We start from the raw sequence: 22769 nt of genomic DNA, 5'->3' as shown, positions 1-22769 counted from the left end.
TGCATTATGCTGACTGCAGAAGACAAGGCAAAAATCGTTGCCGAATACGCCACCCACGAAGGTGACACCGGTTCCCCCGAAGTGCAGGTTGCTCTGCTGACCGCACGCATCAAGTACCTGACTGACCACTTCAAGACCCACAAGAAGGACAAGCATTCCCGTACCGGTCTGCTGAAGCTGGTTGCGCGTCGTCGCAAGCTGCTGGACTACCTGCACCGCAAGGATGCTGATCGCTACTTCAATCTGATCAAGCGACTGGGTCTGCGCAAGTAATCCAGCGCTGTTCAGCGATCGAAAAAGCCCCGCTATTGAGCGGGGCTTTTTGTATCCGTACGCTGGCTGTGGAGCCTGCAATGTTTGCAGGTATAATCCCAACAATTAGTGCGAGGCCGAACCAGCCTGAATCCCGCAGCTGTGTACGCACGGTTACGGGATTCAGGTTTTGCCTCGCTGACATTCTGGCAAGTAAACGTAGCATAAAGGAACACCATGGATAACTACGCACGACCTGAACCGAAGACACAAACCTTTCAATATGGCGACCTGCTCGTCAAGCTGGAAACCGGTCGCATGGCGCGCCAGGCCGACGGCGCCGTTGTGGTGCAGATGGGTGATACCACCGTGCTGGCCACAGTAGTGGCAGCGAAGGATGTCCGCGAAGGGCAGGATTTCTTTCCGCTGACCGTCAACTATCAGGAAAAGGCCTATGCTGCAGGCAAGATCCCCGGCGGTTTTCTCAAGCGGGAAGGGCGCCCGAGCGAATTTGAAACGCTGACGTCACGCCTGATCGACCGCCCGCTTCGTCCGCTGTTCCCGGAAGGATTCATGAATGAAGTTCAGATCGTGATTACCGTACTGGCGCTGGACCCTGAAGTGGGCACCGAAGTGCCGGCCATGCTGGGGGCTTCGGCCGCACTGGCCATTTCCGGCATTCCTTTCGATGGGCCGATCGGTGCTGCCATCGTGGGATATCGCGACGGGCAGTATCTGCTGAACCCAAGTCCATTCGATCTGGAAGAGAGCGCGCTGGAGCTGGCCGTGGCCGGTACCAAGGATGCCGTGTTGATGGTGGAGTCTGAAGCAGCCGAATTGCCGGAAGAAGTCATGCTGGGCGCGGTCATGTATGGTCATCAGCAGATGCAGGTGGCGATCGAGGCCATTGAAGCGTTTGCCGCAGCCTATGGCAAGCCCAAGTGGGACTGGCAGCCGCCAAAAGAAAATGCCGAATTGAAGCAGAAGGTGGCCGAGCTGGTGCGTGCCGATCTGGAAGCGGCCTTCTCCATTCCGCAGAAGCTGGCGCGTCAGGAAGCCATTGCCGTTGCCAGGCAGAAACTGCTGGACGCTCTGGCCAAGAGCGACGAGAACCCGGACGGGTATGACGAGAAGGCGCTGCTGGACGCGTTCAAGAAGCTGGAAAAGGAGATCGTACGTGGCCGCATTCTGGCCGGTCAACCCCGTATAGATGGGCGCGATACCAAAACCGTTCGCCCCATTACTACGGAAGTGGGGCTGTTGCCTCAGGTACACGGTTCCGCGCTGTTTACCCGTGGCGAAACCCAGGCACTGGTCATCACCACGCTGGGTACCGAGCAGGATGCCAAGGTGGTGGACGAGCTGGGCGGCGTGTACAAGGATCGTTTCATGCTCCATTACAACTTCCCGCCGTTCTCCGTGGGCGAAACCGGTCGCATGGGCAGCCCGGGCCGTCGTGAAATCGGCCACGGCATGCTTGCCCGCCGCGGCGTGACTGCAGTGCTGCCGTCGGAAGAGGAGTTCCCATACACCATCCGTGTGGTATCCGAGATTACCGAGTCCAACGGTTCCAGCTCCATGGCAACCGTGTGTGGTACCAGCATGTCCCTGATGGATGCCGGCGTGCCCATCAAGGCGCCCGTTGCCGGGATTGCCATGGGTCTGATCAAGGAAGGCGATCGCTTTGCCGTGTTGACGGACATCCTTGGCGACGAGGATCACCTGGGTGACATGGACTTCAAGGTGGCCGGTACCGAGCGCGGCGTGACAGCGCTACAGATGGATATCAAGATCAATGGCATTACCCAAGAGATCATGAAGATCGCGCTGGATCAGGCCAAGGATGGGCGTCTGCACATTCTGGGCGAAATGGCCAAGACCATTGCAGCACCGCGTGAGCAGGTGGCACCGACCGCGCCGCGCTTCACCACCCTCAAGATCAAGCCGGAGAAGATCCGCGAGGTGATCGGCAAGGGCGGGGCGGTCATCAAGGCATTGACTGAGGAAACCGGCACGCAGATCGACATCAAGGAGGACGGTACGCTCACCATTGCTGCCATTGATCAGGAGTCGGCCGACGAGGTCATCCGCCGCATCAACGAGATCGTAGCAGAGCCGGAAATTGGCACTACTTACGACGGCACCGTGAAGAAAATCGTCGACTTTGGTGCGTTCGTTGAATACATGCCGGGCCGCGAAGGGCTGGTGCATATTTCCCAGATCGCTGAAGAGCGGGTGGAAAATGTCAGTGACTATCTCAAGGAAGGCCAGCAGGTGCGCGTCAAGGTGATTGATATCGATCGTCAGGGCCGCGTGAAGCTGTCCACCAAGGAAGCAGACAAGTAAACGTATGCCATGGGGTGCTTTTTGCACGCCATGGACACCTCCACAGATCCTCTGTTGCGGGATTGCAGCCTCAATGACCGCATCGGTGCGGTTGATGCAGTGTTCAGTCCCCGGACTGGCTCCAGATGAACTGACTACGCTCGGTAAGTTTGCCTGGAATCTCGGTGCGGCCATCACTCAGGGAATGTGCGGAGGTGTCATACAGGCCAGTGTCTGCGCCCGTGTGGCGTAAAAGCAAGGCATTGTTCCATGTTCAAGGACAACAGCAATTAAACGGGAAATTATGAGCAGCACACATCCAGCGTTTGAAGTCATTGGGTCACATCATATCGACGCGCTTAACCTGACTGTCGAGCACTACCGCCATAGAAAAACCGGTGCGCCGCATTTCCATCTCAGCAACGATGATCCGCAGAATGTGTTCATGGTGGCATTTCGCACCCTGCCCATGGACAGCACGGGAGTGGCACATATTCTTGAACATACCGTCTTGTGCGGTTCGGAAAAATACCCCGTGCGCGATCCGTTCTTCATGATGATCCGCCGCTCGCTCAACTCCTTCATGAACGCCTTTACCAGCAGCGACTGGACGGCTTATCCGTTTGCGACAGAAAACAGAAAGGACTTTCAGAACTTGCTGCAAGTTTATCTGGATGCAGCCTTTTTTCCGAATCTGCATCCGCTTGATTTTGCCCAGGAAGGCCACCGTCTTGAGTTCGAACCCTGGAATGATCCGGATGGTGAGCTGGTGCGCAAGGGCGTTGTGTATAACGAGATGAAGGGCGCCATGAGTTCGCCAACGGCCACACTGTGGCAGGCGCTGTCCAGTGCCCTGTACCCCACAACGACCTATCACTACAACAGCGGCGGCGATCCCAGAGAGATTCCAAAGCTTACGCACAAGCAGTTGGTGGAGTTTCATCGCGATCACTACCATCCGAGCAACAGCATCTTCTTTACCTACGGAGATATTCCGGCTGTCGAGCATCACGCCAACTTTGAAACCCTCGCGCTGCACCGTTTCAACGATACGGTACCGGTCAAGCGGGTTGGCCGTGAGAAGCGATACATTGCGCCGGTGCGCACTCAGACCACTTATGCGCTGGAAGAGCAGGACCTGCAGAACAAGACGCATATCGTCATCGGCTGGCTGCTGGGCGAAAACCGTGATCCCATGGAAGTACTCACAGCCAATCTGGTCACCATGGTGTTACTGGACAACTCTGCATCACCGCTACGCAAGGCGCTGGAGGAGACGGACCTGGCGGCGGCCCCATCGCCCCTGTGCGGTCTGGAGGACGGTACCCGGGAAATGGCGTTCGTGGCCGGTGTTGAAGGTTCCGAAGCGGTGCATGCCGATGCCATTGAGGCCCTGATTGATGGTGTGCTCAAGGCCATCGTCGAACATGGCGTGGATCGTGACATGGTGGAAGCCATGCTGCACCAGATGGAACTGGCCCAGCGGGAGATTACTGGCGATACCTATCCGTACGGTTTGCAGCTCATGCTCGCCAGCATGGCTGCCCCTCTGCACGGTGGTGACTTGGTAAAACTGCTGGATCTCGAGCCGGCTTTGGCAACACTGCGCGAAAGGATTGCCGATCCTCACTTCATTCCAGGCTGGATCGAACGCTGGCTGGTTAACAATCCTCACAAGGTGCGTGTGGTGATGACGCCCGACCCTGAGCAGCGTGCCCGCGAGGAAGCGGAAGAGGCGGCGGAACTGGTTGCGCTGAAGGTCGCCATGAGCGCAGAGGAAAAGAATGCCATCGTCGTTCAGGCCGAAGCGCTGCAGATGCGCCAGGCGCAGGAGGACGACCCGGATCTTCTGCCCAAGGTCACCAAGGAAGACATTGAGCGTGCAGTCAAGGTGATTCACGGGGAGCGGGATACGCTCGCAGACCTGCCGCTGACCCAGTATGAGCGTGGCACCAACGGCATCGTCTATGAGAGTCTGATACTGGATCTGCCCATGCTCGATGAGGCCGCGCAGCAGGCACTGCCGGTGTTTAACGTCGCCCTCACCGAGGTAGGTTCGGCAGATCGCGACTACCTGGAAACACAGGCATTGCAGGCGGCTGTCACCGGCGGGTTGAGTGCGCGCTCGCAGGTGCGCGAGGATTTGCGGGACCCCCGTCGGGTTCACGGTCATTTCATTCTCTCCGGCAAGGCACTGAACCGCAACCATGCGCCTCTGGCTCAGCTGATGGAAGAGACGCTGCTGGTGCCGCGCTTTGACGAATACAGCCGCATCAGGGATCTGGTCAGTCAGATGCGGGTTTCAGCCGAGCGCGGTGTCACCCGCGCTGGCCACAGCTATGCCATGGGTGCGGCGGTTCAGGAATTCACGCCAGCCAGTCGCTGGGCCTTCGAACGCGGTGGTCTGCGCGGTATTCAGACCCTCAAGCAGCTGGATGATCGTCTCAAGCAGAACGATGCGGCCGTCAAATCCCTGAGCGAAACGCTGGAAGGCATCCAGCAGCAGCTGATCAAGGCACCCAAGCAGGCACTGCTGGTGGCGGATGCGCAGGGCCTGCCGCAGGCAAAACAGTCCATGGCCGAAAAGTGGCAGCCGTTCCAGCAGGGGCCGATCGAAGAAAACGATCTGCAACTGTCTGCCTCGGCGCGGGCCGTCCAGCAGGCGTGGGTGACCAGTACCCAGGTTAATTTCTGTGCCGAAGCCTTTCCGGCCGTGATGCCTGGGCACGAAGATGCCCCCCTGCTGCAGCTGTTGGCGCACATGCTGCGCAACGGCTTCCTGCATACCCGCATCCGTGAGCAGGGCGGTGCCTACGGCGGTGGCGCCACATACAACGCAGGCGCCGGTGCGCTGGTGTTCTATTCCTATCGCGATCCGCGCCTGCTGGAAACCTTTGCGGACTTTGAGGCATCGCTCGACTGGGTGATGAGCAAGGACGCCACCGAACAGCATGTTGAAGAAGCGATTCTGAATGTGATTGCCGCCATGGACAAGCCGGGTTCGCCGGCCGGTGAGGCAAAGAAAGCGTTCTATCAGCTGCTGTATGGCTACACGCCCGAGGTGCGCCAGCGCATTCGTGATACCATTCTGGGCGCGGATCTGGCGCAGATTCGCAGTGTGGCCGAGCGTTATCTGGATGTGTCCAGGGCATCCCGTGCGGTGATTACCCACAGCGGAACCCGTGAAACCCTGGAAGAAGCCGGATTTGAGCTGATTACGCTGTAATTGGCTGTAATTGCGAGTTTTCTGCGTAAAAACCGTAGCCTTTCCGGCTGCGGTTTTTTTTGTGCCGTGAAAAAAGTGGGGGACCCCCCCTGTCAGCCAGTATCCAGGCCGGTTTGGTCCAGTTTGTTCAGCAGCCAGCGCAGCCGTTCTGCGGTGTCGCGATCATCTCTGACAACCGCCAGCAACAACCTGGCTTCCCTGCGGCGGCGCAGACCTGGCGCATGCTGGCTTGCGTGCACCCAACGGCGTTCCATCAGGCTCCATGCTTCGGCACGTGTGAGCTGGCCCTGACCCAGTGCCCATATCAAGCAGGCGATGAAACAGGGCATGTGGAAAGCGTTCCGGTGCGCTTTTCAGGCGCGCCAGTGTTGCGCTGAAAGCCTGTTAATGGCTTAATCCTTGATGGCCGCCGTCTCCAGCCAACCCTCACGGTTGAAGGTGAGCGTGCAGCGCATGAATTCTGTCAGCGCCTGTTGCGGGGTAGGGTCGTCATCGCAGGCGCAGCCCGCCATCTGACTCTGAAATTGAATATCCAGTCGCAGCGTAAAGCCGCTTTCGTCTTCCTCGCAGCGCAAAGGCATCACGTGCGCGCTGGTCTTGTCGGCAAAATAGCCGTTGACCATGCCGGCCTGCAGCAGCGGAAACAGCAGTCCGGACGTGTCCAACGCTTCGGCAAGTGCCGCGCCATCGAGCGGCTCGCTGCGCAGCAGCGTGATGGAAAGGGGTTGCGTCTGTTTACGGTTCATCGGGAACAATCCATTGTTGATTGATGGCATGCAGCAGGGCCTGAGCATCCTGCGGATTGGTCAGCACCGCTTCCAGCTCTTCATACAGGATGGAATTGGCCAGTATGCGCTTGAAGGCTGCAGATGCCGCTGTCTCCCACGCCATGCCGTTGATAAAGAGGGTGCCCTGCGGCGTCAGCGCCATGCGCGTCACGGAATCCCGCAGCCAGACGGGTGAAGACTGCAGCTTCTCCGGCAGCATCTCCAGCGACAGGGGCGGGTCCAGCGGCTCCGGCAGGAGCTCGGCGGCAGCCTGATCAGGTAGTGTCACCAGCTGTGCCCAGGCTTCATCCAGCCCCGGGCTGCTCAGTGCGGGCGCAAGCGCAGACAGAATCGGCGCATGCACGCGTTCGGGAATTTCGCCGGGAGGTGTGCCCGTATAGTCGGGGTCGGCAAACAGGGTATTACCTGCCGGATTTTCTGCCAGCCAGTCTGCCAGCGCTTCGGCGATTTCGCGAGCGCGCAGGCTACGGTACCCAATGGAAGCGGTCATGCAGTCGTCATCCAACGCAACACCATGGTGGCCCCACAAGGGCGGAATGTAGAGCACATCGCCCGGCTCGACTATCCAGTCCAGCATGATCGGAAATTCGCGCATCAGGCGCAGCGGTACGTTTTCAAGATAGTTGTCCAGCGTGCAGTGTTGATTGGTGAGCGTCCAGCGACGCGTACCGGCCACCTGGTACAGAAACACGTGGTAATGATCGAAGTGGGGGCCTACATTGCCGCCTGTGACGGCATAGCTGATCATGATGTCGTCTAGGCGCCAGTAGGGAATGAAGTCAAAGGCGGTAAGCAGCTTCTGCACGGACGGCACCAGTCGATCCACCCCCTGTACCAGCAGCGTCCAGTCACGCTGTGGCAGGGCGGCGAAATCGTCCTCGTGGAAAGGACCGTTTTTCAGGGTGTAATCCTGTTCGCCGCTCTGAATCACAATGCGGCTTTCCACCTGCTCTTCTAGCGCCAGCCCCGCCAGTTCTTCCGGGGTGATGCCGTCAAAGTCGTCGGGCAGGGCGCTACGAATCAGGCAAGGTTTCCGGTTCCAGTATTCACGAAAAAACTGCTCGAGGGTGAGGTCGGTCCAGTTGAATTTATAGGGCATCAGGTTTCGTTATCCAGTAGGTGACAGGTTTGCTGAATGACACGTCTGTGAATATCCGGCTTTAAGGTTGCTATCTTCTTGATGATGAGTGATGCGGATAAGGTGAATAACTTATCCGTCCGCAGGTGTCTTTGTTTCGGCAGTTTGCCTTCAGCAAGGTCAGACTCATCTATTGGGTAGGCATTAATGTTTTGAACCTGCGATGTGATTGCCATGGCAATCACATCGCCGTGTCGATCCTGGGGCGTCAATAGTAGAACCGGCCACTTTTTCATAGTGGCTAGATCGGAAAAGGGAAAGGGAGTCAGAACAATGTCCCCCTTTTCACAAGGCATCCCACACCTCATTGTCGGGGTTGTCCCAGATTTTTTCCATAATGGGCAGTTGTGCCTGTTTCAGCGATTCCACTTCTGGCGTGCGAAGTTGATACTTGAACTCCAGGTACTCAATGAAGTCGAGCACTTCCTTTGCCAGCTCTTCTGGCATATTCTGCACTTCCTGGGTAATACGCTGGATGGTGTTCATACAACCTCCTATCGAGCGCGCAGCTGGACGACGGCCAGCTTGATGGCCTGTGCCTGTTGGGCCGCATTGCCGGTGTAGCTGGCGGGTGTCATCTCACGCAGGCGCTGCTTGGCTTCTTCCGGTAGGTCAAGGTCATCCACAAAGGCCTGCATGATGGCCTTGTCAACGCGGCGTCCGCGGGTCAGTTCCTTTAGCTTTTCATAGGGCTGCTCGATACCGTAGCGACGCATGACGGTCTGGATCGGCTCGGCCAGCACTTCCCAGTTCTCATCCAGATCGGCCAGCAGGCGTTCCTCGTTCACCTCCAGCTTGCTCAGGCCCTTCATGGTGGCCGAGAGGGCAATGATCATGTGTCCAACGCCGACACCCAGGTTGCGCAACACGGTCGAGTCGGTCAGGTCCCGCTGCCAGCGGCTGATGGGCAGTTTCTGCGCCAGATGGTCGAACAGGGCATTGGCCAGCCCCAGGTTGCCTTCGGAGTTTTCGAAGTCGATGGGGTTGACCTTATGCGGCATGGTGGAGGAGCCGATTTCGCCGGCAACGGTCTTCTGCTTGAAGAAACCGAGGGAAATGTAGCCCCACACGTCGCGGTCGAAGTCGATCAGTACGGTATTGAAGCGCATGAGCACGTGGAAGTATTCGGCCATCCAGTCGTGGGGCTCAATCTGGATGGTGTAGGGATTCCACGCCAGCCCCAGCGAGCGCACGAACTGCTCGGAGAGCTCGTACCAGTTGATGTCAGGGTAGGCTGACAGGTGGGCGTTGTAGTTGCCCACCGCACCATTGATCTTGCCCATGATCTGCACGTCGCGCAGCTGTTTGGCCTGGCGTGCCAGCCGGTAGGCTACATTGGCGAATTCCTTGCCCACGGTGGTGGGTGAGGCCGGCTGTCCGTGGGTACGCGACAGCATGGGGATGGTGGCCATGGACTCGGCCATATCGGCCAGGGTGTCTACCAGCTTGTCCATCTGCGGCACCAGCACCTGTTCGCGCGCTTCCTTCATCATCAGCGCGTAGGAGAGGTTGTTGATGTCTTCACTGGTGCAGGCGAAGTGAACGAATTCCTTGATCTTGTCCAGTTCGGGATGCTTTTCAAGGTGGGACTTGATGAAGTATTCCACCGCCTTGACGTCGTGATTGGTGGTGCGCTCGATCTCTTTGACCTGTTCGGCCATCTCCAGGGTGAAGTTGTCCACCAACTGATTCAGATGGTTGAGGGCCTCGGCGGACAGCTTGGGCACTTCCGGAATGCCGGGATGGTTAGCCAGCATCTTCAGCCAGCTGACTTCCACGCGGACGCGGTATTTGATCAGGCCGTATTCACTGAAAATGCTGCGCAGCGGCTCGGTGCGGCTGCCATAGCGGCCATCCACCGGCGAAATGGCGGTCAAGGGCGTCAGTTCCATAAAGCATCCTTTGGGGTGTAATAAATGATCGTGGTATTATAACCGGGTCTAAAGGCACCTCCGCAAAACCCCTGAACGGTCGCGACAGTGGCGATTCTGGTTCAAGGGTTTTGCGGAGGTGCCCGAACATATCTTTATTCAGACAAGGAGTCGCCATGTCGTTTCTGCAAGCCTATCGTCAACACGTGGAAGAGCGCGCAAAAGAGGGGCTGCCCCCCTTGCCCCTGAATGCGGAGCAGACCGCGCAGCTGGTGGAATTGATCAAGAACCCGCCCGCCGGCGAGGAGGCCTTTTTGATCGATCTGCTGGAAAATCGCGTGCCCCCGGGTGTGGACGAAGCTTCCTACGTCAAGGCGGCTTTTTTGGCGGACGTGGCCAAGGGCAATGTCAGCACCCCGCTGATCACGCCGGAACGGGCCACCTTCCTGTTGGGCACCATGCTGGGTGGCTATAACGTTCAGCCGCTGATCGAACTGCTGGACAGCGACAACGAAGCGGTTGCAGAGGAAGCGGTCAATGCCCTCGGCAAGACGCTGCTGGTGTACGACGCATATCACGATGTGAAGCAGAAGGCTGATCAGGGCAACGCCCGTGCGCAGGAAGTAATGCAGCGCTGGGCTGATGCGGAATGGTTCAAGAACAAGGATCCGCTGCCCGAGAAGCTCACCGTGACCGTCTTCAAGGTGGATGGCGAAACCAATACGGATGATCTCTCTCCTGCACCGGCTGCGTGGTCACGCCCGGATATTCCGCTGCACGCCAAGGAAATGCTCAGGGCCAAGATGCCGGACGTGGAAGAGAAAATTGCCGAAATGAAGGCCAAGGGCCATCCGGTCGCCTTTGTGGGGGACGTGGTGGGTACCGGCTCCTCGCGCAAGTCTGCCATGAACTCCATCATGTGGCATTTTGGCAAAGACATTCCCTATGTGCCCAACAAGCGTCAGGGTGGCGTCATCCTGGGCGGAAAGATTGCCCCCATTTTCTTTAATACCGCGGAAGACTCCGGTGCGCTGCCCATCGAGTGCGATGTCACCAAGATGCAGATGGGTGATGTGATCACCATCTATCCGTACGAAGGCAAGATCGAAAACGAGGCGGGCGAGGTGATCAGCACCTTTGAGCTCAAGCCTGTGACCATGCCGGACGAAGTGCGTGCCGGCGGGCGTATTCCGCTGATTATCGGTCGCGGCCTGACCGACCGAGCGCGTCGCGACATGGGTCTGGATGTGTCTGACGTGTTTATCCGTCCCCGTGACGAATCCGGCTCCACCAAGGGCTATACGCTGGCGCAGAAGATGGTCGGCAAGGCATGCGGTATCGAAGGCGTGCGCCCCGGCATGTACTGCGAACCGCACATGACCACAGTGGGTTCACAGGACACCACTGGCGCCATGACCCGTGACGAGCTGAAGGAGCTGGCCTGTCTGGGCTTCAGCGCAGACTTCGTGCTGCAGTCCTTCTGCCACACCGCAGCCTATCCTAAGCCGGTGGACGTTAAGCTGCAGCACGAGCTGCCGGACTTCATTATCAGCCGTGGCGGTGTATCGCTGCGTCCGGGCGATGGCGTCATCCACTCCTGGCTGAATCGTATGCTGCTGCCCGACACCGTGGGCACCGGCGGTGACTCCCACACCCGTTTCCCCATCGGCATTTCCTTCCCGGCTGGCTCCGGACTGGTTGCGTTTGCCGCTACGCTGGGCGTGATGCCGCTGACCATGCCGGAATCCGTGCTGGTGCGTTTCAAGGGCGAAATGCAGCCGGGCATTACGCTGCGCGACCTGGTGAATGCCATTCCGTACGTGGCCATTCAGAAAGGGCTGCTGACCGTTGAGAAGAAGGGCAAGAAAAACGTCTTCAACGGCCGCGTGCTGGAGATCGAAGGGCTGGAGAACCTCACCGTTGAACAGGCGTTTGAGCTGTCTGACGCATCCGCGGAACGTTCCGCCAACGGCTGTACCGTCAAGCTGAACAAGGAGCCGATCATCGAGTTTCTCAAGTCCAATATCGCCCTGATCGACTGGATGATCGAAAACGGCTATCAGGATGCGCGCACGCTGGCACGCCGCCGCGACGCCATGAAGGCGTGGATCGAGAATCCGGAGCTGCTGGAAGCGGACAAGGATGCCGAATACGCCGAAGTGATTGAAATCGACCTGAACGAGATCACCGAGCCTCTGCTGGCATGCCCGAACGATCCGGACGACATCAAGCCCCTGTCCGAGGTGCAGAATACGAGCATCGATGAGGTGTTCATCGGCTCGTGTATGACCAATATCGGCCACTACCGCGCCGCAGGCAAGGTGCTGGAGAAGTTCAACGGCCAGCTGCCGGTGCGTCTGTGGATCGCACCGCCGACCAAGATGGACGAGCACCAGCTCATCGAAGAGGGCTATTACGCCATCTTCGGCCGCGTGGGCGCGCGTACCGAAATGCCGGGCTGCTCCCTATGTATGGGCAACCAGGCGCGCGTGGCGGACGGCGCGACTGTCATGTCCACCTCGACGCGCAACTTCCCCAACCGCATGGGCAAGGATGCAAACGTCTTCCTGGGATCGGCCGAGCTGTCGGCGATTACGGCCATTCTGGGCCGTCTGCCCACGGTGGAGGAGTATCACCAGTACATGCAGGACATCAATGCCATGGCGGGCGAGATCTACCGCTACCTGCAGTTTGATGAACTGCCCGAGTACAAGGTGTGCCAGCCCAAGTCCATCGACGAGATTCAGGTGGTGACCTACGGTCAGCAGCACGCCTGCGCCTGATGGCTTGAAAGGGGTGCTCCGCGGGAGCGCCAAAAGCAAAAAGCCACGCAATTGCGTGGCTTTTTTTTATTGAGCGCGTGAAAAAATCGTTATTGCATCAATAGCTTGGGCAGCAGATTTTTTAGGCTGCTTTCAGTGCCGAGGTTCTTCATCAGCTGCTGAATAAGCGGTTTCTGCGGTTCGTAAATCCGGGTTTTCTCCACCTTGACCACTTCACGCGCCACGTAGCCCGTGTCGCCCAGCCCATCGATCAGTCCCTTTTCAATCGCTTCAAGCCCCAGCCAGACCATGCCGGTATAGAGCATGGGATCACCCTTGTGCAGGCGTTCGCCACGACCCTTTTCCACCGCGGCGATGAATTGCTGGTGTGTCTTTTCCAGCACGTGCTGGCGGAAGTATTCCCGGCCTTCATCATCCTTTGGGCCAAAGGGGTTGATGAAAGCCTTGTGTTCGCCGGCATACATGGAGCGGTTTTCGATGCCCAGCTTGTCCATCAGGCCCACAAAGCCGAACGTATCCAGGCGGACGCCAATGGAGCCGACGATGGAGTTTTCATTGGCGTAGATTTTGTCGGCAGCCACCGCGGCATAATAGCAGCCGGAGGCGCACAGGTCCTGCACCGTGACATAGACCGGCTTGTCGTACTTTTTCTTGAGGCGGGTGATTTCATTGTTTATCAGTGCGGCCTGCACCGGCGAACCGCCGGGGGAATTGGCTTCTATGATGACTGCCTTCGCCTGCTTGTCGCGAAAGGCCTCGCGCAACAGCGGCATGATGGCATTGGCGCTGGCGGTGTCACTGTCCGGCATGATGGTGCCGGTCAGGCGGACCACGGCTGCGTAGGGCTTGCCGTCCGCGAGCTCATCCACGCTGAGTTCGTTGGCACCCTTGATCATGAAAATGATCAGCACCACGATGTAGGCACTGATGGCGAACAGCAGCAGATTGCGCCAGCGGCGGCTGGCACGATCCTGCTTCAGCCACTTTTCCAGTGCACTGACAAGGCGTTCTTCGGTGGTAGGCGTCATTGCAAGGGATTCCTTCTGTTAGAGCAAAAAAGGCGCCGGATGGCGCCTTTGAAAACGAGATGAAGCGGCTTACTTGGACGCGGTGATGTTATAGCCGCCATCCACATAGGTGATTTCGCCAGTGATGCCGGACGCCAGATCCGAACACAGGAAGGCGGCCGCATTGCCCACCTCCTCAATGGTGACATTGCGGCGCAGCGGGGTTGCCTTGGCCGCTTCTTCCAGCATGTTGCGGAAATCCTTGATGCCCGATGCAGCCAGCGTGCGGATGGGACCAGCGGATACGGCGTTTACGCGGATACCGTCCTGGCCCAGATCCGCGGCAAGGTAACGCACGCAGGCTTCCAGCGAAGCCTTCGCCACCCCCATGACATTGTAGTTGGGCACGGCGCGTTCTGCCCCCAGGTAAGAGACGGTAATGAGCGCGCCATTGCGGCCTTTCATCATTTCATAGCCGCCTTTGGCAAGTGCAACGAATGAATAAGCGCTCACATCGTGTGCAATCATGAAGCCTTCGCGGGTAGAGGCTTCGATAAAGCGGCCTTCCAGCTCGCTGCGGGGTGCAAAGGCGACGGAGTGGACGATGATGTCCAGCCCGTCCGGCCAGTGTTCCTTCAGCTGGGTAAAGACGGCGTCAATCTCGTCATCATTGCGCACATTCAGCGGCAGCACAATGTCGGAGCCCAGTTCTTCTGCAATCTTGCGAACGCGCGGCTCGAACTTGTCCGCGAAGTCGCTCTGGTAGGTGAAAGCCAGTTCCGCGCCCTGTTCCCGCATCTGCTTGGCGATGCCATAGGCGATGGATTTGTTGTTGGCGACCCCGACGATCAGCGCACGCTTGCCTTGCAGAAATCCCATGATTTGAACTCCTTCTTTTGATGAATTAGATTCCCTGCATTATACAAATGTGCGCCTATAATTGCGGGCATGATACATACGCTCCGAAGGGTATTCCTGCTTGTAATTGCCATGGGGCTGGCCGGGTGCCACATACCGTGGAATGACCCCTATCCGGCGGGCACGACGGCCAAGCCGATTCTGCTGCGGGCGTTTTCCGCGCCGCCCAAGCATCTTGACCCGGTGATGTCCTACTCCTCCAATGAATGGGGCATTATTAGCCAGATTTACGAACCGCCCCTGCAGTATGCCTACCTGAAACAGCCCTATACGCTGGAGCCCTTGACGCTGACGCGCATGCCTGATGTGCGGTATCTGAATGAAAAGGGGCAGGAAACGACGCGAGACAGGGCTGCCTTCAGCGAATACACCCTGCATCTGCGTGGTGACGTGCGCTATCAACCCCATCCGGCCTTTCTGGCGCCAAACCGCGAACTTTCTGCCGAACGCATCGCACAGTTGACGACGCCCTATGAGCTGCCCACTGGCAGCCGTGCCCTGACGGCAGACGATTATGCCTATGCCATCAAGCGAATGGGCGTGCGCGCCTACCAGTCGCCCATTCTGGATACCATGATGGCGCACATTGTGGGGTTGAAAAAGTACAGTGAGAATGTTTCGCAGGCTTATGAAAAATTGAAGGAAACCCGTTCCGGCGGTGGCTTTTTCGACCTGCGCCCATATGCCATTGAGGGCGTTCAGGTCGTTGATACGCAGACCCTGAAAATTCGCATCAAGGGGGTCTATCCGCAGTTTCTCTACTGGCTCAGCATGAACTTTTTTGCCCCCATTGCGTGGGAGGTGGATGCGTTTTACAGCCAGCCGGGCATGAAGGAAAAGAACCTCTCGCTGGATACCTGGCCGGTGGGGACGGGCCCTTACATGCTGGTGGAGAACAATCCCAATTTTCGCATGCGCCTGATGCCCAACCCGAACTTCCATGCGGAAAGTTATCCGTGTGAGGCCAGTGAAGGCGTTTCCAGGGCGCTGCTGGACGACTGTGATCAGCCGCTGCCCCGCAATGGCGGCGTGCTGTATACGCTGGAGAAGGAAAGCGTGCCCTACTGGAACAAGTTCATGCAGGGCTACTACGATGCCTCCGGCGTCTCGTCCGATGCATTCGATCAGGCGGTGCAGTTGTCTTCCAGCGGCAATATCGGTCTGACGCCAATCATGCAGGAGAAGGGCATCCGTTTTCTGGGCGGGGTGCAACCGACTATCATGTACTTTGGCTTCAATATGGTCGACCCCGTCATTGGCGGGCTGGGAGAGAACCAGCGCGCGTTGCGGCAGGCGGTTTCCATTGCGCTGAACATGGAGGAGTACATTTCCATCTTCCTCAATGGACGCGGTGTGGCGGCACAGGGACCATTGCCGCCGGGGATATTCGGTTATGAGCCGCCGCCCGTAGGCATCAATCCGTTCGTCTACCGCTGGGAGAATGGCCAGCTGGTGCGCCGCAGTCTTGACGAAGCCCGTGCTCTGCTGGAAAAGGCCGGCTATGCCAACGGCATCGATCCGGCGACGGGCAAGCCTCTCAAGCTCTATTTTGAAGCGGTGGGCGCCAGCCCCGACGACCAGGCGCGCCTGGCCTGGCTGCGCAAGCAGTTTGCCAAGCTGGGCATCGATCTGGTCATCCGTGCCACCGATTACAATCGCTTTCAGGACAAGATGCGCCAGGGCAAGGGGCAGATCTTCATGTGGGGCTGGAACGCCGATTATCCCGATCCAGAGAACTTTCTCTTTCTGCTGTATGGCAAGAACGGTGTGGTCGCCACCGGCGGCAACGGCGTAAACTATGCCAACTATGCAAATCCTGAATTTGATCGCCTGTTCGAGCAGATGCAGACGCTGCCCAATGGGCCTGAGCGCCTGCGCATGATCCGCACAATGGTGCACATCGTGCAGCAGGACGCGCCGTGGGTGTTCGGTTTTTATCCGCGTGCGCTGGCGCTCTATCACCACTGGTATCACAACGCCTGGCCGAACATGATGGCCAACAACACCACCAAATATCTGCGCGTGGATGCAGCAGAGCGGGTCGAGCGCATTCGACAGTGGAATGAACCCAATCGCAGTGCCCTGTGGATCGGATTAGCCGCCCTGCTCGGGATGGGAGCCGGTGCCATCTGGCTCTACCGCCGCCGCCAGCAGCAGCGGGCGCGGGAGGAAGGTGGCTCATGCTGAAATATCTGATACGCCGACTGCTGTACGCCATCCCCATTCTCATCGGGGTGAATCTGATCACGTTTGCGCTCTTTTTCATGGTCAATACCCCGGATGACATGGCGCGGATTCACCTGGGCGCCAAGCAGACCACACCGGAGATGATCGCCGCGTGGAAGCAGGCGCACGGCTACGACAAGCCCCTGTTTTTCAATGGCAATGCCGAGGGACTTGACACCTTGACGGATACGCTGTTCTTTCAGCAGAGCGTGCGCCTGTTTACCTTTGACTTTGGCCTCTCCGACAGTGGCCGTGATATAGGCGCGGACATCCAGCAGCGCATGTGGCCGTCGCTGGCGCTGGCGCTGCCCACCTTTCTGCTGGGGCTGTGGGTCAACATTACCCTGGCGTTGGTGGCGGTGCTGTTTCGCTATTCCCGCGTGGACAAGACCGCACTGGTGGCTGCGGTGCTGCTCATGTCCATTTCCGGCCTGTTCTACATCATCGGCGGCCAGGTGCTGTTCAGCAAGGTGCTGCACTGGGTGCCTATTTCCGGCTATCAGCCCGGCGCCGATGCCTGGCGCTTTCTCATCCTGCCGGTGCTGATCGGTGTGTTCGCCGGATTGGGCGCCGGATTGCGCTGGTATCGCACCCTGTTTCTCGAGGAGGTGAACAAGGACTATGTGCGCACCGCGCGCGCCAAGGGACTGAGTGAGTGGCGTACCCTGAGCCGCCATGTATTGCGCAATGGCCTGCTGCCCATTCTGACCGGTGTGGTGGTGGTTATCCCCACGCTGTTCATGGGCTCGCTGGTGATGGAGAGCTTCTTCGGTATTCCGGGACTGGGAAGCTATACCATTGAAGCGATTCAGGGGCAGGACTTCGCCATCGTCAAGGCCATGGTCTTCCTCGGAGCGGTGCTCTATATTGCCGGGCTGATCCTGACGGATATCGCCTATGCCTGGGCAGATCCGAGGGTGCGGTTCAAATGATCGCGCTGCTGTGGACCGATGTGCTTGTCTGGCTGCTGGTGATCATGCTGGCGCTGTGGGGGCGGCTGGCCATGCGGGATGCCCTGGTGCGCGCCCGTTGGCAGCAGGTGTTTGCAAGTCCGCTGGCAACCATCAGTGCCATCATTCTGATCACCTATCTCAAGCTGGCGCTGCTCGATTCTATTCATCTGCGCATGGATGACGGACAGTTGCGCAGTCTGCTGGATCTGATCTTTTATCACCTGCTGGATGCGAGCGAGCGCACCTACTCGGCCCCCTTTGCCACCCATGAATTCGTCAAGTCTGTGGTGCAGCAGGACGGGCAGGTGCTGCAGGTTCATCTGCCATTGCGGCACGTGCAGCCCGGCATGGTGTGGTGGGATCTTTTGCTCGCGGCAGCTCTGGCGTCGCTTGTGGTCTGGTTGACGCGCAGGGGGGTCCCCGACTTTTTCAAGAACGGCATTTTTGCCCGCTCGCCCCGGGGCGTGTTCTGGGGGACTGCATGGGGCGTGTGGTTCGTTTTGATCGCCCTGTGGCTGCTGAGTCATCACTACCATGTGTTTGGCACCGACAAGGTGGGCAATGATGTTCTCTATCAGGCCATCAAGTCCATCCGCACTGGTGTGCTGATTGGTACGCTGACAACGCTGCTGATGCTGCCGCTGGCCATCGGTCTGGGCGTTGCAGCGGGCTATTTCAAGGGCTGGGTGGATGACATAATCCAGTATCTTTACACTACGCTCAATTCCATCCCGGGCGTGTTGCTGATCGCCGCTGCGGTGCTGGTGATGCAGGGCATGCTGGAGACTCATCCCGACTGGTTTGGTTCGGTGGCGGAACGCGCCGATCTGCGCCTGCTGTTTCTGACGCTGATTCTGGGACTGACCAGCTGGACCGGGCTGTGTCGCCTGCTGCGGGCGGAAACCCTGAAGCTTTCGGCGGTGGAGTATGTCACCGCGGCTCGCGCCCTGGGGGCGGGGCACGGGCGTATTCTGTTGCGGCATATTGTGCCCAATCTGATGCATCTGGTATTGATCTCCATCGTATTGGACTTCAGCGGTCTGGTGCTGGCCGAGGCGGTGCTCACCTATGTGGGCGTGGGCGTGGATCCCACCATGAACAGCTGGGGCAACATGATTAACGCAGCCCGACTGGAAATGGCGCGCGAGCCCATGGTGTGGTGGACGCTGGCGGCGGCGTTCGTGTTCATGTCGCTGGTGGTGCTGGCAGCCAATCTGCTGTCGGATCGTATTCAACAGGTATTCAACCCGAGGAACGCCTGAATGGCACAACAGGATGACACCCAATCCATCTTGAAGGTAGAACGGCTGGCGGTTTCGCTGCCGGATGGTACGCCGATACTCAAGGGCATCGATTTCGAGCTGCGCAGAGGCGAAGTCTTTGCGCTGGTTGGCGAATCGGGCTCCGGCAAGTCGATGACGGCACTGGCCATCATGCGCCTGCTGCCGGAGGGACTGCGTTATGACCGCGGCTGCATTTATCTACAGGACACCGAGTTGCTCAGCCTGCCGGAAGCGGCCATGCAGCGGATCCGTGGTCGACGCATCGCCATGATTTTTCAGGAGCCCATGAGCGCGCTCAACCCGGTCATGACCATTGGCGAGCAGATTGGCGAAGCGTTGAAGCTCCATCTGGGGCTGCGTGGGCGCAAGCAGCGCGAGCGGGTTATCCAGCTGCTGCAGGAGGTGGGCATTCCGGAGCCGGAAACCCGTCTTGACTGGTACCCCCATCAGCTCTCCGGTGGGCAGCGGCAGCGCGTCATGATTGCCATGGCGTTGGCCTGTGAGCCGGACGTGCTCATTGCCGACGAACCCACCACCGCGCTGGATGTGACCATCCAGGCACAGATTCTGGATCTGTTGAAGTCGCTGCAGCGCAAGCGGGGACTGGCGGTGCTGTTCATTACCCATGACATGGGCGTGGTCGCGGAGATCGCCGACCGCGTGGCGGTGATGTATCACGGAGAAATTGTCGAACAGGCGGATACGCGACATTTCCTGATCGATCCCGAGCATCCCTATACCCAGCAATTGCTCAAAAATGCCTTGCCGTTGCGCGCGCTGAAGCCGGCGCCCAAAAATCAGTCCCTGCTGGAAGCGAAAGGGATCAAGGTCTGGTTCCAGCAGGGTGGCGGCTGGTTCAGTCGTAAAAAGCGCATTACCCGGGCTGTGGACGGTGTGGACCTGACCATTCGTCCCGGCGAAACGCTGGCCCTGGTTGGCGAATCCGGCTCCGGAAAGAGCACACTGGGCATGGCGCTGTTGCGTCTTAATGAACTCACGGAAGGCCAGATTCTGTTTGATGAGCAGGTAGATCTTGCCACACTGAATGAGCGCGCGCTGCGCCCGTGGCGACGACACATTCAGGTGATCTTTCAGGACCCCTTTGCCGCTTTCAATCCGCGCATGACCGTGGGAGAGAGTATCCGCGAGGGCATGATTACGCTGAAGGTAGGGCCGCAGGACAAGGCTTCCCAACGTGAGCGCGTCGCGGAGCTGCTGCAAAAGGTTGGGCTGCAGCCGGAGCATATGGACCGGTATCCCCATGAGTTCTCTGGGGGGCAGCGTCAGCGTCTGGGCATTGCCCGTGCATTGGCGGTGGAGCCGCGTCTGATCATCTGTGACGAACCCACCAGCGCACTCGATGTCACTGTCCGCGCGCAGATCATCGACCTGTTGAACACACTGCAGGAAGAGCAGGGCGTAAGCTATCTGTTTATCACCCATGACTTGTCCATTCTGCCGCGCATCGCGCATCGCGTTGCCGTGATGCAACAGGGAAAGATCGTCGAAGAGGGTAGGGTGGAGCAGATCCTGCGCGTGCCTCAACATCCCTACACGCAGCAGTTGCTTGAGGCGGCACCCAAGCTGGTGCGCACCGCAGTATCAGACTTGTGGTGATTTGGTTCAGTTGTGATAACGACACTGCAGGATAATCAGGATAATAAGGTCTGAATCGGTCACCTTGTACACCAGCCGGTGCTCATGATCTATCCGTCTTGACTAGTATCCTGCCAGTGCGTGTTTCATCCTTTTTGGTAATGATGACCGGGTCGTGATTTTCGCACACGCTCTCAATGGTTTTGGCCAGATTGGCGCGGGGGAATAGCTGATTGCTTTTATGGTAAGCTCCTGACACGTTTCTAATGTACAGGATGCTGTACATTGTTTTTGAGAGCTTAGAACTGAAATGTCTGTTCGACAATCTGGCTTGCGGTGGGCAGCGTGCTGTTGTCCGCCCCCGGAAACAGGCGCTGACGCATGGGGCTCTGAAAGGGGGGCAGGCGTTCGATGTGCACTGCAATATCGTCCCGCTCCGCGGCCAGCTGCTTGCCCAGCATTTCCAGCCCTGCCTTGGCGACGGCGTAGGCGCCGTGGAAGGGTTTTGGCGTCGCCAGCGCTTCGTCTGAAACGATCCAGACCGCCGCGCCGCTTTTCAGTAATGGCAGGGCGGCCTGCAGAACATGGAAATGGGCATTGAGGTTGACCTGCAACACTTCATACCACTGCAGGGGCTCGAAGTGTTCCAACGGGGTAAAGGCGGGCAGGCTGGCTGCGTTAAGTACCAGCGTGTCCAGTTGCTTAAAGTTTTCCTGCAACGCCTGCGCCAGCTGCTGATATTCGCCTGCACCGGCCAGTTTGAAATTGAGGGGGAACAGATGGGGTCGGCAGTCGGTATTGGCCTCGATCCAGTCGTAAATCGGCTCCAGCAGCGGTAGATCGGTATCGTGGAGTACCATGTCCGTGTGAGTCTTGGCCAGCCTTTTGGCCAGTGCAGCGCCCAGTGCGCCACCGGCGCCGGTGATCAGTCCTGTCTTGTTCATGGGAATACCTTCTGCATATGGTGCAGGATGTCGGCGGGGGCATGATAGCGGTAATCGGCAGGCCAGCTGTCCGGTTCGGCATCCAGCGGCAGGAAGCCATACAGGGCGGCGGCGCTTTGCATGCCCGCGTTTCTGGGGGCTTCGATATCGCGGGGATGGTCGCCAATGTAAAGGCAGCGCTCTGGCGCAACGCCGCACTGTTCGGCGGCGAGCCACATGGGTTCGGGGTGGGGTTTGCGCACGGCAAGGGTATCGCCGGAAACGACCGTCTGTGGCTGCGCCGGTAGATCCAGTTCGCCCAGCAGCTTATCCGTGAGCCAGGCCGGCTTGTTGGTGACAATACCCCACGGTACGGCTTTTTCCTGCAGATGTGTCAGCACCTTCTCGAGGCCTGGAAAAAGGTCAGTGTGCACGCTGATGTTTTCGTGATAGAGGGCAAGAAAGCGCTCGCGTAGCGCTTCAATGGTGGCGTCGTCGGCATCTGGAAAGCCCAGTTTAACCACGGCACGGCCCCCCGATGAGATGGTCTGGCGAATGCGCCAGTAGGGCGTCAGTGGGACGCTTTCCTGTTTCTGCAGGGTGTTCAGCGCCCAGGCAAAATCGTAGCTGGTGTCCAGCAGGGTGCCGTCAAGATCAAACAGCACGCAGTCAAATTCACGCATCTTTCTGAAACGCCATGAGGTAGTTGATGGAAAGGTCGTCGCACAGGTGGGCCTGGTGGGTGAGCGGGTTGTAGCACAACCCCGCTTCGTCTCGCAGGGAAAGGCCGCTGGCACGCGCCCAGTGCTCCAGTTCGTGGGGCTTGATGAACTTTTCGAATTCGTGTGTTCCCTGGGGCACCAGCCCCAAAAGATGCTCGGCGGCGCCAATGGCCAGCAGTCGCGCCTTGAGTGTGCGGTTAAGCGTGGAGAAGAACACCCAGCCGCCCGGTTTGAGCAGCTGTGCACTGGCGCGGACGATTTCTGCCGGTTCCGGGACATGCTCCAGCATGTCGAGGCAGGTGACGACATCGAACTGAGCGGGCGCTTCTGCAGCAAGGCTTTCCGCACTGGTGCATCGATAGTCGATGGCGAGACCGCTTTCCAGTGCATGCAGACGGGCGATCTCAATGGCATCACAGGCCATGTCAATACCCACCACGTCTGCACCGGCACGGGCCATGGCTTCTGCTGCCAGTCCACCTCCACAGCCAATATCGGCCACTTTTTTCCCGTTCAGATCCAAGTGACGTTCGACAAACGCCATGCGCGCGGGGTTAATGTGATGCAGGGTGGCTAACGGGCCATTGGGATCCCACCACTGCTGGGCATGGCGATTGAAGTGTTCAAGCTGCTGAGCGTCTTGATTGCTGGGCATGGCGGGGACTCTGGGAACGGATCAAGCGATTATAGCTTGAGAAAGCACTTGCGCAAAACCTCTGAACGATCGTGACAGTGGCTATTTGGGCTCAAGGCAAAGC

At 58.5% G+C, this 22769-nt stretch carries 20 protein-coding genes; 8 read left to right on the top strand and 12 right to left on the bottom strand.

What is annotated here, in order from left to right; translation table 11 throughout:
* Window positions 1-6 precede the first annotated feature (6 nt).
* From rpsO to BUQ81_RS05190, 3 genes are all read left to right on the top strand, one after another.
* Entirely contained in the window at window positions 7-273 is a 267-nt protein-coding gene (gene rpsO, locus BUQ81_RS05200) for a 30S ribosomal protein S15 (RefSeq protein WP_074201314.1), read from the top strand.
* A gap of 216 nt (window positions 274-489) precedes the next feature.
* The gene (gene pnp / locus BUQ81_RS05195) at window positions 490-2598 is read left to right on the top strand and encodes a polyribonucleotide nucleotidyltransferase (protein ID WP_074201313.1); all 2109 of its coding nucleotides are present in this window, start codon (window positions 490-492) and stop codon (window positions 2596-2598) included.
* Between the two features lie 283 nt (window positions 2599-2881).
* Window positions 2882-5803 carry an insulinase family protein gene (locus BUQ81_RS05190; RefSeq protein WP_074201312.1) on the top strand — a complete coding sequence of 974 codons (2922 nt, stop codon included), beginning with the start codon at window positions 2882-2884 and terminating at the stop codon, window positions 5801-5803.
* Between the two features lie 92 nt (window positions 5804-5895).
* Here BUQ81_RS05190 and BUQ81_RS05185 read toward each other — a convergent pair whose 3' ends face one another.
* The 6 genes from BUQ81_RS05185 to purB form a co-directional block, all read right to left on the bottom strand.
* Entirely contained in the window at window positions 5896-6132 is a 237-nt protein-coding gene (locus BUQ81_RS05185) for a hypothetical protein (protein ID WP_074201311.1), read from the bottom strand.
* Between the two features lie 63 nt (window positions 6133-6195).
* Window positions 6196-6549 (bottom strand): hypothetical protein, encoded by a 354-nt coding sequence (locus tag BUQ81_RS05180; RefSeq protein WP_074201310.1) that lies wholly within the window; start codon window positions 6547-6549, stop codon window positions 6196-6198.
* Complete coding sequence (locus BUQ81_RS05175) at window positions 6539-7690, bottom strand: cupin domain-containing protein (protein WP_074201309.1); 1152 nt, start codon at window positions 7688-7690, stop codon at window positions 6539-6541. Before BUQ81_RS05175 ends, BUQ81_RS05180 begins: the two co-directional genes overlap by 11 nt.
* Complete coding sequence (locus BUQ81_RS05170) at window positions 7690-8025, bottom strand: type II toxin-antitoxin system PemK/MazF family toxin (RefSeq protein WP_074201308.1); 336 nt, start codon at window positions 8023-8025, stop codon at window positions 7690-7692. Before BUQ81_RS05170 ends, BUQ81_RS05175 begins: the two co-directional genes overlap by 1 nt.
* Entirely contained in the window at window positions 8015-8215 is a 201-nt protein-coding gene (locus BUQ81_RS05165) for a DUF2281 domain-containing protein (RefSeq protein ID WP_074201307.1), read from the bottom strand. The genes BUQ81_RS05170 and BUQ81_RS05165 overlap by 11 nt, the downstream gene beginning before the upstream one ends.
* A gap of 8 nt (window positions 8216-8223) precedes the next feature.
* On the bottom strand, window positions 8224-9621 hold the full coding sequence (gene purB, locus BUQ81_RS05160; RefSeq protein WP_074201306.1) for an adenylosuccinate lyase: 1398 nt from the start codon (window positions 9619-9621) through the stop codon (window positions 8224-8226).
* Window positions 9622-9776: 155 nt separating this feature from the next.
* Here purB and acnB point away from each other — a divergent pair, with 155 nt between their 5' ends.
* The gene (gene acnB / locus BUQ81_RS05155; protein ID WP_074201305.1) at window positions 9777-12383 is read left to right on the top strand and encodes a bifunctional aconitate hydratase 2/2-methylisocitrate dehydratase; all 2607 of its coding nucleotides are present in this window, start codon (window positions 9777-9779) and stop codon (window positions 12381-12383) included.
* An 89-nt stretch (window positions 12384-12472) separates the two neighbouring features.
* Here acnB and BUQ81_RS05150 read toward each other — a convergent pair whose 3' ends face one another.
* The gene (locus BUQ81_RS05150) at window positions 12473-13411 is read right to left on the bottom strand and encodes a S49 family peptidase (protein ID WP_074201304.1); all 939 of its coding nucleotides are present in this window, start codon (window positions 13409-13411) and stop codon (window positions 12473-12475) included.
* Between the two features lie 69 nt (window positions 13412-13480).
* Window positions 13481-14269 carry an enoyl-ACP reductase FabI gene (locus BUQ81_RS05145; protein WP_074201303.1) on the bottom strand — a complete coding sequence of 263 codons (789 nt, stop codon included), beginning with the start codon at window positions 14267-14269 and terminating at the stop codon, window positions 13481-13483.
* Window positions 14270-14380: 111 nt separating this feature from the next.
* Between BUQ81_RS05145 and BUQ81_RS05140 the strand changes: the two genes are divergently transcribed.
* Genes BUQ81_RS05140 through BUQ81_RS05125 form a run of 4 tightly spaced genes read left to right on the top strand, consistent with a single transcriptional unit; the run spans window position 14381 to window position 20387 of the window.
* Complete coding sequence (locus BUQ81_RS05140; protein ID WP_143598461.1) at window positions 14381-16495, top strand: ABC transporter substrate-binding protein; 2115 nt, start codon at window positions 14381-14383, stop codon at window positions 16493-16495.
* Complete coding sequence (locus BUQ81_RS05135) at window positions 16489-17466, top strand: ABC transporter permease (RefSeq protein ID WP_074201301.1); 978 nt, start codon at window positions 16489-16491, stop codon at window positions 17464-17466. Before BUQ81_RS05140 ends, BUQ81_RS05135 begins: the two co-directional genes overlap by 7 nt.
* The gene (locus BUQ81_RS05130; RefSeq protein WP_074201300.1) at window positions 17463-18749 is read left to right on the top strand and encodes an ABC transporter permease; all 1287 of its coding nucleotides are present in this window, start codon (window positions 17463-17465) and stop codon (window positions 18747-18749) included. Before BUQ81_RS05135 ends, BUQ81_RS05130 begins: the two co-directional genes overlap by 4 nt.
* Window positions 18750-20387 carry an ABC transporter ATP-binding protein gene (locus BUQ81_RS05125; protein WP_074201299.1) on the top strand — a complete coding sequence of 546 codons (1638 nt, stop codon included), beginning with the start codon at window positions 18750-18752 and terminating at the stop codon, window positions 20385-20387. It abuts the gene before it with no gap.
* A gap of 6 nt (window positions 20388-20393) precedes the next feature.
* Here BUQ81_RS05125 and BUQ81_RS08985 read toward each other — a convergent pair whose 3' ends face one another.
* The 4 genes from BUQ81_RS08985 to ubiG all read right to left on the bottom strand — a co-directional run bounded on the left by BUQ81_RS08985 (window position 20394) and on the right by ubiG (window position 22666).
* A complete protein-coding gene (locus BUQ81_RS08985) occupies window positions 20394-20480 on the bottom strand; it encodes a type II toxin-antitoxin system YoeB family toxin (RefSeq protein WP_074201437.1) in 87 nt (28 codons plus the stop codon).
* A 185-nt stretch (window positions 20481-20665) separates the two neighbouring features.
* A complete protein-coding gene (locus tag BUQ81_RS05115; protein ID WP_074201298.1) occupies window positions 20666-21310 on the bottom strand; it encodes an SDR family NAD(P)-dependent oxidoreductase in 645 nt (214 codons plus the stop codon).
* The gene (locus tag BUQ81_RS05110) at window positions 21307-21972 is read right to left on the bottom strand and encodes an HAD family hydrolase (protein ID WP_074201297.1); all 666 of its coding nucleotides are present in this window, start codon (window positions 21970-21972) and stop codon (window positions 21307-21309) included. The genes BUQ81_RS05115 and BUQ81_RS05110 overlap by 4 nt, the downstream gene beginning before the upstream one ends.
* Window positions 21965-22666 carry a bifunctional 2-polyprenyl-6-hydroxyphenol methylase/3-demethylubiquinol 3-O-methyltransferase UbiG gene (gene ubiG, locus BUQ81_RS05105; protein ID WP_074201296.1) on the bottom strand — a complete coding sequence of 234 codons (702 nt, stop codon included), beginning with the start codon at window positions 22664-22666 and terminating at the stop codon, window positions 21965-21967. The genes BUQ81_RS05110 and ubiG overlap by 8 nt, the downstream gene beginning before the upstream one ends.
* Window positions 22667-22769 lie beyond the last annotated feature (103 nt).

The organism is Sulfurivirga caldicuralii, assembly GCF_900141795.1.
GTDB lineage: Bacteria > Pseudomonadota > Gammaproteobacteria > Thiomicrospirales > Thiomicrospiraceae > Sulfurivirga > Sulfurivirga caldicuralii.
The sequence above is the reverse complement of the archived record's forward strand: the minus strand, read 5'-3'. Positions and strand labels throughout refer to the sequence as shown.